The organism is Flavobacterium sp. (assembly GCF_004295795.1).
Taxonomy (GTDB): Bacteria; Bacteroidota; Bacteroidia; order Flavobacteriales; family Flavobacteriaceae; genus Flavobacterium.
This window is the reverse complement of sequence record NZ_SEBR01000004.1, coordinates 420,637-432,699: the sequence shown is the minus strand read 5'-3', so window position 1 is coordinate 432,699 and position 12,063 is coordinate 420,637. Positions and strand designations below refer to the sequence as shown.

The following is a 12,063-nucleotide window of genomic DNA, read 5'->3' as shown; positions in this document are numbered from 1 at the left end:
CGAAGCTTCGATTAAAAGCAGGAACTTACGTAGAAGGCCAATTTGAGTATTGGTTTCTGAGTCACTAAATCGGACAAAATGGATCAAACTACAACGCAGATCAATCTCCACGTAAACGGAAGAAACCATTCGCTTTCGGTCAGGCCGTGGGTTACATTATTGGATGCCTTGCGCGAACGCCTGCAGCTCACCGGAACAAAAAAAGGCTGCGATCACGGACAATGCGGGGCGTGCACGGTTTTGTGCGACGACAAACGCGTGCTGAGTTGCCTCACCTTGGCGGTAATGAAAGAAAATACTGTCATCACGACGATCGAAGGCATTGCAGAATCTGAAAACAGACTGCATCCTTTGCAGCAAGCCTTCATCGATCACGATGCTTTCCAATGCGGCTATTGCACGCCCGGACAAATTTGCAGCGCGATGGGAATGCTTATCGAAAACAAGGCGAATTCACGAGAAGAAGTCACGGAACTCATGAGCGGCAACCTTTGCAGATGCGGCGCAAACGAAGGAATCATCGATGCCATAATGTCCGTAAAGAAAAACCAGTCCCATGAATCCATTTAAGTACATAAAAGTCGCGAGCCAGCCGGAAGCCGTTTCGGTCGTTGCCGATATTCCGGAAGCGATGTTCGTCGCGGGCGGAACAAACCTGCTAGACCTTTGGAAATACGACATCGCCCATCCAAAAACGCTTGTTGACATAAACGATTTGCCCGAATCCAAGACCATAACGGAACTTCCAGACGGCGGATTGCGATTGGGCGCATTGGTGACAAATGCCGAAACCGCTTACCATCAATTGGTCGAGCAGCGCTATCCTTTGCTTTCCAAGGCGATCCTGGCGGGCGCTTCGGCACAAATCCGGAACATGGCAACCAATGGAGGCAATCTGTTGCAACGCACGCGCTGTTACTATTTTTACGATCCGGATGTGCCTTGCAACAAGCGAAATCCGGGTTCGGGCTGTCCGGCGAAATCGGGTTACAACAGAATCCATGCGATTCTTGGCGCGAGCGAGGACTGCATTGCGGTTTTTCCTTCGGATATGTGCGTGGCATTGGCGGCACTCGAGGCAACCGTGAATGTTTACGGAAGAAATGGCGAAAGGCAAATCCCGTTCTCGGAATTCCATCGGCTTGCCGGAGATTCGCCCCAAATCGACAACACGCTCGAAGCCGGCGAACTGATAACCTCGATCGATTTGCCCGCATCGGGTTTCCCGAAACATTCTTCGTACCTCAAATTGCGCGACAGACATTCCTATGCATTTGCGCTAGTGTCGGTCGCCACGGCTTTTGAGATGGACGGCAATACGATACGACAGGCCAGGATCGCACTCGGCGGTGTCGCCCACAAACCTTGGCGCGTTCCGACGGCCGAAGCTTTCCTCAAGGACAAAATCTATTCCGACGTCCTTCTCGAACAAGCCGCCGACATGATTCTGGAAGGCGCAAGAACATTCGAGCACAATGCGTTCAAGGTCGATCTGGCCAAAAAGGCGATCGTGAGAAATGCGCAAATGGCGTTGCATCCGGAAACACAGCGCATCGGCGCGCAACCTTCACTTTAAAACCACAGGAAATGTCGAAAGCACCTTATACCGGCCAAGCCATCAACAGAATCGAAGGTCCGTTGAAAGTAACCGGAAAAGCGAAATACGCAGCCGAATATGACGTTCAGGACTTGTTGCACAGCTACGTCGTGAACGCAAAAATCACCAAGGGAAGAATCGCGTCGATCGATACATCCGAAGCCGAAAAAATACCAGGCGTGATCAGGATTTTTACGCATGAAAACAGGCCGTCACTGGCTTGGTTCGATTTTCAGTATGCCGACATGGACGCGCCTCCGGGCAAGGTTTTCAAGCCGTTGTCTGACGATAGGATAAAATACAACGGACAGCCGATCGCGTTGGTCGTGGCCGACGATTTCGAGACAGCGCGTTATGCCGCCTCGCTCGTCAAGGTCGAATATGAACAGGAACCGCACGCCACCAAACTCGAAAGCAATCTCGACAAAGCGCGCGATCCGCAGAAAGGATTGGCCACGGCCTTGAAACCGCCTCCGCCAAAACCTACCGGAGATTTTGAAACCGCTTACGAAAATTCGGCATTCACACAAAATTCGATCTACCGCCACGGCACCGAACACCACAATCCGATCGAGCTTTTCGCATCGACCGTCGTTTACGAAGGCAAAGGAAAAATCACGATCTATGACAAGACGCAAGGCACGGTAAACAATCAGGTTTATGTGGCCAACGTTTTTGGGTTGCGTTTCAAGGACGTGCGTGTCGTCGCTCCTTTCGTGGGCGGCGGTTTCGGTTCCGGATTGCGTCCGCAGTACCAACTTTTTCTTTGTGTGATGGCCGCTCTCGAACTCAAGCGAAACGTGCGTCTGACTTTGGATCGGAAACAGATGTTCGCTTTTGGGCACCGTCCGCAAACGGTCCAGGAATTGAAGTTCGCGACCGATGAAAACGGGAAACTTACCGCGATGCACCACAAAGCCATTGGGGAAACCTCGACTTATGAGGATTATGCCGAGATTGTCGTGCCTTGGAGCCACAAGCTTTATCCGTGTGAAAATACGCTGTTCGAATACCAGTTGGCGCCGCTTGATCTGGCCAGTCCGATCGATATGCGCGCTCCGGGTGGCGTTACGGGAATGCCCGCCATCGAATGCATGATGGACGAACTCGCTTTCCAATTGAAGATCGATCCTTTAGAATTTCGGCTAAAGAATTATTCCGAAATCGATCCTTCATCTCAAAAACCTTTCACGAGTAAGGCTTTGCGCGAATGTTACCTCGAGGCGGCCAAGAAATTCGGATGGGAAAAACGCAATCCGCAGCCCGGAAAAACCGTAGACGGAAACCGACTCATCGGCTACGGAATGGCAACGGGAATTTGGGACGCCTACCAATTCCCGACGCGAATTCGGGCGACGCTTACCAAAGATGCGAAACTCGCGATCGACAACGCCACGACCGATATCGGAACTGGCACGCTTACGATCATGACGCAAATGGCCGCGGATCAAATGGGTTTGAAAATGTCTGATGTGAATGTTTCTTACGGCGACAGCAAAATGCCGTTTTCGATGTTTCAGGGCGGATCGGCGATGACTGCATCAGTGAGCGCGGGAATTGTCGTGGCGACAAAAGATCTTAGGAAAAAAATAGTGAAGATCGTCTCCAAGGCTGGAATCAAAGGTTTCGAAAAGGCAAACGAGGAATCGGTACTTTTTCAGGACGGGCGAATTTTGCTCAAAAGCGATCCGAAGATTTCAATTTCGCTGTCAGAAGTCATCCGAATCAACGAAAACCGCGAAATCAAAACAACCAAACTGGCCGGGCCTAAACTCCTCAAGCTTCGCAAATACAGCATGGCTACGCACAGTGCCGCTTTTGTAGAGGTGGAAATCGACAGGCAACTCAAGACGATAACCGTCAAAAAAGTCACGACCGCGATCGCCGCCGGAAAGATCATCAACCCTAAAACAGCGGGCAGCCAGATCAAAGGCTCGATAATTTGGGGCATGAGCAAGGCTTTGTACGAAGAAACGATCCTGGACGAAAACCTCGGGAAATACATGAATGCCAACCTTGGCGAATATCACATTCCTGTGCACGCCGATATTCCGGAGATAGACGTGATTTTTGTGGACGAGAAAGACGGAATCATCAACGAATTGGGCGTGAAAGGCGTGGGCGAGATCGGGATTGTCGCGGTTCCGGCCGCCATCGCGAACGCCATTTTCAATGCAACGGGAAAACGCTTGTATGATTTGCCTATCCACTTCGACGCTTTGTTCGAATGAATCCGTCAGAAAGCGACGAAATTGTTTTTTAGAATGCGGAATAGCTTCTAATATTGTTAAAATTTTTCATAAAGTGTAGTTTCGGAATTTTAAATATCGGTTATATTTAAAGTTACAATAACGAACACAAACACAAACCAACTGCGGTTAAATTGAAAAATTGTCTTTATGGAACAATTCGAGCAATTAGTTGAAAAGGCGCTTGGCAAACACTTGCTGGCGATGCGAAACGGCGGAAATCCCGAACTTGAATTTTCGGCCAATTACACAAAAGAGTATGTCTCGGAACACCTGGAAGCGTTCCGGAAAGAATTGCAGCAACTCGTGGCTTACGAGCTTCCGAACGAGATGAGTCGGGAAGAGGAACAGATTCGGGATTCGGTCCTGAAAAAGGCACTCGATAAATTTACGTCAGGCGGCGTTCTTTGATACCGATTTTTCAGCCGATGGTCTTTTTCCATTGCAGTTTGCGCTTTGCATAGTCAGGATTCGACTCGGCTTTTTTCCAGGCATCATAGAAAACTTTCGCGGCTTCGGCTTTTTCGGATTCACCCGTACCTTTTACCAGTTGGCGGTATCCGTCGTCTTTGTCGAACTTTTTTCCGCCTTTGTAGTTGGCGTATCTTCTGGCGCGCGTGAAGCCCATCTGCAAGTATTTTCGTGCCATGTCCGCGCCCACGAAGTCGTCTTTTTTGAGATAATCCAAAAACAATTCCAGGATTTTTTCGCTGCTTTCCGTGGCGATCTCACGCGTCTTGAATCTCCAGAATTTCCCGATTTCACCTTTGTAAGGCTCACAGATCAGAACGCCCTGTTCGCCTTTGCCGACCTTATAGCGTTCGGGATTTTCGCGGTAGTCGACCGTTGGTTTCCAGTCGTAGTTTTTGTTGTCGAAATCGAGATAGCTTGGCGTTTCCATCGGCTTTCACTTTCATGCTTTGACCAATCCCAATGCCTCGATAACCTTGCGCGAGGCCGTTTCACAAAAGTCCAGACCCGAATAATCCGGATTGAGTCCGCCAATGTGTGGCACGGCCATCACGAAAATCACTTCGTTGGCGTTTCCGAGCTCGTCGCAAACCTGGAAATTGTCGTTGATCTTGAGTCCGGGAACGGTCAGGTAGAAAGCATCGCCGTTACGCGTGACTTTTTCGGGCATGTTTTCCATATCGGATTTTCCCCTGGAGAAATCCCTGTAGCGAAGTTTTGCGGGAACCACCTTGCTCGAGGAAAGCAATCCTTTGAACGGAAACTCGGAAAACGGCAGATAATCCTGTCCGGTGCAGTCGATGAAAACTTTGTATTCCTCACGAAAGTAGTTTCCATTTCGCGAAAAAGTGACAGACGCGCCTTCTTCGCCCGGAACGATCTCGCTGTCTTGCCCAACGGCGACCAATTTCAGAATGCCGGCTTCGTGCAAAGCCATGAGTTCGCGGCCCGAACCTTGAGGCACGAAGGCGATGATAAGCGAAATGAGCGGCATCAACGATTTTTTGAGGCGCACCATGTCTTCGGCCGAAAAGTATTTCGCGGGATAATTCATGGCGTAACTCAAGGTTGCGAGCGCTTCTTTCCAGTGGATCGGTTTTTCTTTTTCTATGGAATTTTCGGCCTCTAGGAATTCGGCCCTGAACAATTCGAAAGGATCGGCGTCTTCGCGGAATTCCAGCACTTTTTCGGTGTATTCCTCGAGCGACAGTGCTTTTATCGATTCGTAATATTCCGGATGTTTGTTGCGAAGCGTTTTCAGGAAAATTTCCTCGTACACGAAATCGAGTGGCAGGAAACCGTCGTTCCTGGCGCGTTCGGACTCGATTTGTTCCTTGGTCAGAACTTGGTCTACAGAAAGATGCGTGTCGGCCAGATGGATTCTAACGGCGGGCAACAATCCGCTGCGGGAATGCATCACGATGCGGAAGTCGCGGCAATCGGGCGAAACCCTGTAATGCAATTTGTCGTTTTGTTCCTCAAAAGTTCCGTGTTGCCAAGCCAAAGTTTTTACCGCGTCGATCGCTGTCAACGAAGCGCCTTTTATGCCCACGGCGTGATTCACTTTCGAGGCGATTTTCGACGGCGGATATGGAGAATCGAAATAGCCCTTGACCTTTTGCTCGTTCCATTTTGGCCACACGTGTCCGGTGCAGATTATCACCGCGTCGCATTGCATTTCGGGTTTGTCGTGACAAGTGATCGTTATTTTGCCGTCTGCCGATTGCGCGGCATCGGTTACTTCATGTTCGAGAAAAATGTCGACCGTGATTCCGTCGCTTCTCAATTTGTCGATGAGGATTCGGAACTGACATTCGAGATAATCACCAAAAAGCAACCTGGGAACGACCTTGTATTCGTGGAAAGTCTCGACCTCGATGCCGTATTTTTGCGCGACCTCGGGATTTTTGATCACGAAATCGGTGAGGTCTTGCGGCAAATCCGGAATTTCGTTATCGGAAACATTCGTGACGTGTTCGCGTTTTGCACCGACCTCGCTGTATGGCATGCCCGCGCCCAATCGCGCACTCTTCTCGAAGACCGCTATCGAGGAATAGGGAAGGTCGTCCCTGAAATTTTTGAGCACGAACAACGCTGCCGGGCCGCCTCCGATTATGGCAAGTGTCTTGTTTTGGTTCATCGTTTGGTTTGCTGTTGTCGCATTGCGTTTTTTCCGATGGATTCGGAACTTGGAATTGGAAGCCGATAGCTAAATCCGGTTCACGTTCCCGTAAGAGAGCAAGTCGAGGATTTTTTCGGGCAGATCGTTGATTTCGGTCAGGTTCGACGGTTTCTTGAGAAAGTGGATGCCGGGCAACGATTCGATTTCGCTTTGTTCCGAATCGCTTTCGCCTCCGGAAAGCACGATAACGGCCGTCTTTTGCAGCACGCCGGCAACCGAGAGCAATTGCACTGCTTTTGTGCCAGTCAATTTGGGCATGTAATTATCCGTCAACAAAATTCTCGGCCTGGTGCCGCGTTCGAGGATTTCCTTGCAGATTTCTTCTCCGTCCGAAATCGTGCGTAAAACCTCAAACGAAGGATGGCGTTCGAACAAAAATTTGAGAAACTCTAGATCGTCCTTGTCATCTTCGGCGATCAGGATTTTTAGTGGCTCCATTGTCAAACCTTTTTTCAGTAAAATTCAACAAAAGCGCGCCGCCAAATCTTACGGATAAAATTTTTTTGATACATCATTTGCTTCTGTCGCCATTACTTCTGACTGATGCGATACTGTGCGGCAAGACCAAAGTAGGCCAATGCTGACGATTCGCGACAGTAGAAAACGTTGATAAATATCAACGCAATTTTTTATCATTTGTCATCGTGCTACGTGTGTGGTAATCGGCAACTTTGTAGGAGTTGCAAGGCTTGCTGACGAGATCCGGTTTGCTTGCATTTCATCCACAACCAAATTCAAAACTGTTACGCCCCATGCGCTATAATCTCGAAAAACCTGTTGTAAGCACGATCACTGACGAGAAATACAGATGTCACGTCGAGTGGCGAAACGGTTCGTTCATCGCGGACGAACCCGTAAAATACGGAGGAGGCGATACCGGCCCCGATCCTTACACGCTTCTGTTGTCGGCACTGGCTTCGTGCAAGATCGTCACGCTCCGGATGTTCATCGAAAAAGAAGGTTGGAACGTTCCCACGATAAGTGCGGCGGCCAATCTGTTCCAGGTGCGAAAAGAAGACGAAATGAAAACCACGATTGATTGCGACATCACGTTTCCCGACGCCGATCTCAACCGCGAGCAAAGGGATCGCCTTTTGAAAGTCGCCGAGAAATGTCCGGTTTCGAAAATCATCAAAGGTGAAGCCGAAGTGCGCACTTTCGTTTTCCACGACGAGCGAGAACTCAGCGGAAAAACGTATGCCAACGACTCGATTGCCGTCGAGTGGAAACCAAGTCTTTGTCAGCATTCAGGTCGCTGCGTGAGCCAGTTACCGGGCGTTTTCAAGTTGAAGGCAAGTCCTTGGATCAACGTGGACGGCGCTTCCGCGGATGCTTTGGCCGAACAGGTCCATAGATGTCCGACTGGCGCGCTTACCTTGGTCGATCCGAAATGAATCCGTGAAAATCTGTCAAGATCCGCGTTCCATCAAAATAACATCGGAACAAAAAAAAACACATAAAAAACGATCGAATCCAATGGAAATCAAGCAAAACAATACAGACAAAAGAGGCGAATTCGCAGCGTTCGTAAACAATGTCCAAGCCGGGCTGATGACTTATACCTGGGCAGGGAAAGACAAATTCATCATCGACCACACCGAAGTCGAACCCGATCACAAAGGAGAAGGCGTAGGGAAAGAAATGGTTTACAAGGCTGTCGCTTTCGCACGTGAAAACGGTTTCAAGATCATGCCGCTTTGCCCGTTTGCGCACGCGGTTTTCGATAAAAATGCAGAAATTGGCGATGTGCGTTGGTGATCAAAACGCAAAACCCGATCTCACATCCAAAAGCAACTTCACAAACCGAAACAAATGGAAACGAACAAAATCAAATGGGGAATCGATCCCGCTCACAGCGAAGTGGGTTTCAAGGTAAAACACCTCGTAGTGGCAAACGTGCGGGGCTTTTTTCGCGAATTTGACGCGAGTATCGTCACGACTGGCGAAGATTTCATGACGGCCGAGATCGATTTTTGGGTGAATCCGGCCTCGCTCGACTCGGGAAACGCGCAACGGGACGAACATCTTAGGGGAAGCGACTTTTTCGACGCTGACAACTTCAGGGAAATCAACTTTTCCGGCAATACATACGAGGAAGTCGACAAGGACGGCAGCTATGATATTTACGGCGATCTGACAATCAAAGGGATAAAACGCCAGGTGAAATTCCAGATCGAATTCGGAGGTATCGTCAAAGATCCTTGGGGAAATGAAAAAGCGGTCTTCCACGTAAACGGAAAAATCAACCGCACAGATTGGGGTTTGAGCTGGAATGCAACGCTTGATTCAGGAGGCGTTCTGGTTGGTGAAGACGTTTGGCTTACCGCCGAATTGCAGCTTGTGAGGCAATCTTGAACGTCGTGGAGACCTGATTTTGGAAGTAACGGCGAATATTCAAAAAACCTCGACGCGCACCTTAACTTCTCAATGGTTTAAAATTTACCACGAGAACTTTTGGTCAGCAAAAGCACAGCGTCTTAATGAACTTAATGCCCTTAATGGTTTTAAATTTGAGCCACGAATGCACGAATGATTTGCAGGTCTTTTTCGGACTTGATACACAAATCATACAGATTTCCGCTCCGCTTTTGGATTCCACGGATCGAACCAAAACACTGCCGCATCTGTAATGATTAATGAGTTTGCAAGCTTAAAGCCAAATTTTGCTTTAACCGCGAATGAGCGAATTTACGTTACAGGCGTGAAAGTAAATTCGCACATTGCTGGCGCCGGTTCACATTGCTCGGGTCGCCGCTAAATTTTTTTTCCACGAAAACTTTCGGTTAGCAAAGCACCGCGTCTTAATGAACTTAATGTTCTTAATGGTTTAAAATTTGAGCCACGAATGCACGAATGGTAGCACTTCCCAATTCAAACGTAGGAATTTCCAATGCCAGCACAACATCAACAAAAATCAACCGTTTAATCCTAAAAAAATCATGCAACCTTTCCACTATCTGTTTGTCGCGATTTTCGCGTTTTCGGTCAGCTTTGCCCAGGAAACGAAACCAATCAAAACGGCAACTTACCTCGAAGGCGATGTCGTGAAAATCCCTCTGACCATTGTACATGACTGGCCATTCATCGACGGCGAAATCAACGGCGTGAAAGGAAAATGGATGTTCGACACAGGAAACGACCAGGCCTTTTCGTTACACTCCAAGAAAGTCACGGGCGTCGCGTCCGAGAAAGCAGGCACCGGATTCGTCGCCAGCGGACAAACCTTCGAAGTCCTGAACTATCCGCTTGTCGAGCAGCTCAAGGTTGGAAAAAACGTGTACAGATCGGTTAAAAAAGTCAGGGGAAACAACTACGATTTCCTTGAAGCGATCACTGCTGACGTTATCGGTCAGATCGGATTCGGGTTTTTTGACGGCTACGATTTCAAAATCGATTATCTGAGAAAAGAACTCACTTGCTACAAGCAAAAAGACGGCGTCGAAAATTGGACAGCCCTCAAAAAAGACAAGCGTTACATCACGTCATTGCCTTATTTTACAAGAAGATTGGACAATCATCCGATGCTGAAAGTACAACACCAAGGCATCGATTTTCTCGTCACGTTTGACACGGGTGGCGGAAAAGGCAGCTTCACGATAGAAGACGCGAATTTCGAGAAATTGAAAGGCGATTTCGAAGCCTTTGTCGAAGATTCGGACACGCTTTACAAGTGGCGCAATATCAAGATCGACGAACGCCTCACGGTAAATCTTTTCGGAATGGACAGGGAATTTTCGAATCCGTCGCACAAACCTTTGCAGATCACCGAGAAGAACGTCATCGATTTCGACCATTCGTTTTTTATGCAATACATTGCGATTTGGGACACCAAAAACAAGGTGATCCACGTGTTGGAAAACAAGTAATCACTTATTGGCGCGTTCCGACGCGATATCAACGTGGAAGGCGATCGAATCGGATATCGTCTGATCGGCCAAAAGATCATAGAATTTCCCGGATTTGTAACGCACGTTCCATTTTGTGCGGTCGATCACCAAATTGCCTTTCATCCGGAAAATGCCGTCGCTGACTTCCAGTTTCGCAGGAAAACTTACAGGTTGCGTAATGCTTTTGATGGTAAGACTTCCGGAAACTTTCGCGTTTTCTCCGTCGGCTTCCGCTTTGTGGAGCACGATTGCGGCTGTCGGATACTTCGCTACATCGAAAAAATCGGGATCTTTTAGGTGATCGACCAGCCCGTTTTTGCGCGAGTGTTTGTCGTCTTCTATCGTATTCATGTCGATTTCGGCCGATCCGCCCATGAGTTGGCCGTTTTCGATCAGCAATTCACCTTTTGAAATATGGACGTAACCCATGTGGGCGTTCGATCCTATCAGATTTTTTCCTTTCCATGTCACGACGCTTTTCCTGGTGTCGATCGCGACATAGTTTTCCTTTTCGCCTTGTAAGGAAATGGCATTGGCTGACGTTTCGGCGTCATTTGCGACTTTCGTGTTTTGGCGGCATCCGAAGCAGAAAATTGCGGCGGTGAGAATCACAAAAGTGATCGAGTGCATTTTGTTCATGTTGAAAAATTTAAGTGGATTGATATGATCTTGCAAAGCCTTTCGGATTTGTTTCGGCGAAGTACTTCGATATTTTTGTGATGTGCCCGATTCGGATTGTAAATAAAAATGTAAACTTTGTAAATATAAATCCCTCTTCATGCTGACTAGCCGAAACCTCTTGACTGACAAAGGAAAGTACTTGTTTGGAGCCGTAGTGCTTTTTTGCATTTTGGCACTTTGCGCGGCTTTCGGCAGCACCGACAATGACGATTTTGCACTGGCCAGAAGAGAAGTTTTGCTTCGCAAGATCGGACACGAAGTACTGTTGCATTCCGGAGACAAGACATCGCGAGTGCTTCCGATAGAAAAAATCGCGGCCAATCGCTATCGGATAAGCTTCGGGAAAGAGCTGAACTTCGAATCTGATTTTTTGGTCAATACGACCAAGCGTTTGTTGGCGAAAGACCCAATTTCAAGCGATTACGTCGTCAACGTGCGCAATTGCGGCAAACCTGAAATCACTTTCGGATACGCCTTATCCAAAAACACAAAAAACGACATCGTCGCCTGTTCGGGAAGAAAGCAGCCCAAAGCCTGTTACGTAATAGAAATCACATTTATGCCGACAGAGACAAATTCTGTGAAAAACGGGTATCTCTTGGGAAGCCTGCCGCTTTTGGCATTGATCGGGTTTGTGTTTTTCAGGGCTTCCAAACCGCAGAAAATCGCGTCGGAATCCACGAATCCAGATGTAATGACGCTCGGATCGATGTCGTTCGACCCGACGGCACGCAAACTCATTACGAATTCGGAAGCGATAGACCTTACAAGCACGGAAACCCGAATATTGCGCATTTTCGCCAACTCGCCAAACGAGATCATAGAAAGAAGCCGACTGCAAACCGAAATCTGGGAAGATGAAAAAGGCGTGATAGTGAGCCGCAGCCTCGACGTGTTCATATCGAAGCTCCGCAAAAAACTAGAACTCGATCCCAAAGTGAAAATCGTTGTGGTTCGCGCGAAAGGTTACAGACTGGAAATCGCCCGATAGAAAGC

Annotated in this window: 13 protein-coding genes; 9 read left to right on the top strand and 4 right to left on the bottom strand. The window is 48.4% G+C overall.

Annotation, left to right across the window (positions count from 1 at the left end; genetic code table 11):
• The first annotated feature begins 78 nt into the window (after positions 1 to 78).
• The 4 genes from EOO49_RS05315 (at position 79) to EOO49_RS05300 (ending at position 4,257) form a co-directional block, all read left to right on the top strand.
• Entirely contained in the window at positions 79 to 570 is a 492-nt protein-coding gene (locus EOO49_RS05315; protein WP_290843460.1) for a (2Fe-2S)-binding protein, read from the top strand.
• Positions 557 to 1,576 (top strand): xanthine dehydrogenase family protein subunit M, encoded by a 1,020-nt coding sequence (locus EOO49_RS05310; RefSeq protein ID WP_290843458.1) that lies wholly within the window; start codon positions 557 to 559, stop codon positions 1,574 to 1,576. The genes EOO49_RS05315 and EOO49_RS05310 overlap by 14 nt, the downstream gene beginning before the upstream one ends.
• 11 nt (positions 1,577 to 1,587) lie before the next feature.
• Positions 1,588 to 3,828 carry a xanthine dehydrogenase family protein molybdopterin-binding subunit gene (locus EOO49_RS05305; RefSeq protein ID WP_290843456.1) on the top strand — a complete coding sequence of 747 codons (2,241 nt, stop codon included), beginning with the start codon at positions 1,588 to 1,590 and terminating at the stop codon, positions 3,826 to 3,828.
• Between the two features lie 168 nt (positions 3,829 to 3,996).
• Positions 3,997 to 4,257, top strand: coding sequence for a hypothetical protein (locus EOO49_RS05300; protein WP_290843454.1), 261 nt, complete (start codon positions 3,997 to 3,999; stop codon positions 4,255 to 4,257).
• A 10-nt stretch (positions 4,258 to 4,267) separates the two neighbouring features.
• Here the strand turns inward: EOO49_RS05300 and EOO49_RS05295 are convergent, their stop codons facing one another.
• The 3 genes from EOO49_RS05295 to EOO49_RS05285 all read right to left on the bottom strand — a co-directional run bounded on the left by EOO49_RS05295 (position 4,268) and on the right by EOO49_RS05285 (position 6,937).
• Positions 4,268 to 4,747 (bottom strand): DUF4385 domain-containing protein, encoded by a 480-nt coding sequence (locus tag EOO49_RS05295; RefSeq protein WP_290843452.1) that lies wholly within the window; start codon positions 4,745 to 4,747, stop codon positions 4,268 to 4,270.
• 12 nt (positions 4,748 to 4,759) lie between these two features.
• Positions 4,760 to 6,457: an FAD/NAD(P)-binding protein gene (locus EOO49_RS05290; protein ID WP_290843450.1), complete on the bottom strand. Its 1,698-nt coding sequence runs from the start codon at positions 6,455 to 6,457 to the stop codon at positions 4,760 to 4,762.
• Positions 6,458 to 6,526: 69 nt separating this feature from the next.
• The gene (locus tag EOO49_RS05285) at positions 6,527 to 6,937 is read right to left on the bottom strand and encodes a response regulator (RefSeq protein ID WP_290843448.1); all 411 of its coding nucleotides are present in this window, start codon (positions 6,935 to 6,937) and stop codon (positions 6,527 to 6,529) included.
• 314 nt (positions 6,938 to 7,251) lie between these two features.
• On the opposite strand from EOO49_RS05285, the gene EOO49_RS05280 reads away from it, so the two are divergent.
• The 4 genes from EOO49_RS05280 to EOO49_RS05265 all read left to right on the top strand — a co-directional run bounded on the left by EOO49_RS05280 (position 7,252) and on the right by EOO49_RS05265 (position 10,365).
• Complete coding sequence (locus EOO49_RS05280) at positions 7,252 to 7,893, top strand: (4Fe-4S)-binding protein (protein ID WP_290843446.1); 642 nt, start codon at positions 7,252 to 7,254, stop codon at positions 7,891 to 7,893.
• A gap of 82 nt (positions 7,894 to 7,975) precedes the next feature.
• A complete protein-coding gene (locus tag EOO49_RS05275) occupies positions 7,976 to 8,257 on the top strand; it encodes a GNAT family N-acetyltransferase (RefSeq protein WP_290843444.1) in 282 nt (93 codons plus the stop codon).
• Positions 8,258 to 8,311: 54 nt separating this feature from the next.
• Complete coding sequence (locus tag EOO49_RS05270; RefSeq protein WP_290843441.1) at positions 8,312 to 8,854, top strand: YceI family protein; 543 nt, start codon at positions 8,312 to 8,314, stop codon at positions 8,852 to 8,854.
• Positions 8,855 to 9,438: 584 nt separating this feature from the next.
• Positions 9,439 to 10,365: a hypothetical protein gene (locus EOO49_RS05265; protein ID WP_290843439.1), complete on the top strand. Its 927-nt coding sequence runs from the start codon at positions 9,439 to 9,441 to the stop codon at positions 10,363 to 10,365.
• On the opposite strand, the gene EOO49_RS05260 is transcribed toward EOO49_RS05265, so the two are convergent.
• Positions 10,366 to 11,025: a YceI family protein gene (locus EOO49_RS05260; protein WP_290843437.1), complete on the bottom strand. Its 660-nt coding sequence runs from the start codon at positions 11,023 to 11,025 to the stop codon at positions 10,366 to 10,368.
• A 139-nt stretch (positions 11,026 to 11,164) separates the two neighbouring features.
• On the opposite strand from EOO49_RS05260, the gene EOO49_RS05255 reads away from it, so the two are divergent.
• Positions 11,165 to 12,058: a winged helix-turn-helix domain-containing protein gene (locus EOO49_RS05255; RefSeq protein ID WP_290843435.1), complete on the top strand. Its 894-nt coding sequence runs from the start codon at positions 11,165 to 11,167 to the stop codon at positions 12,056 to 12,058.
• The last annotated feature ends 5 nt before the right edge of the window (positions 12,059 to 12,063 follow it).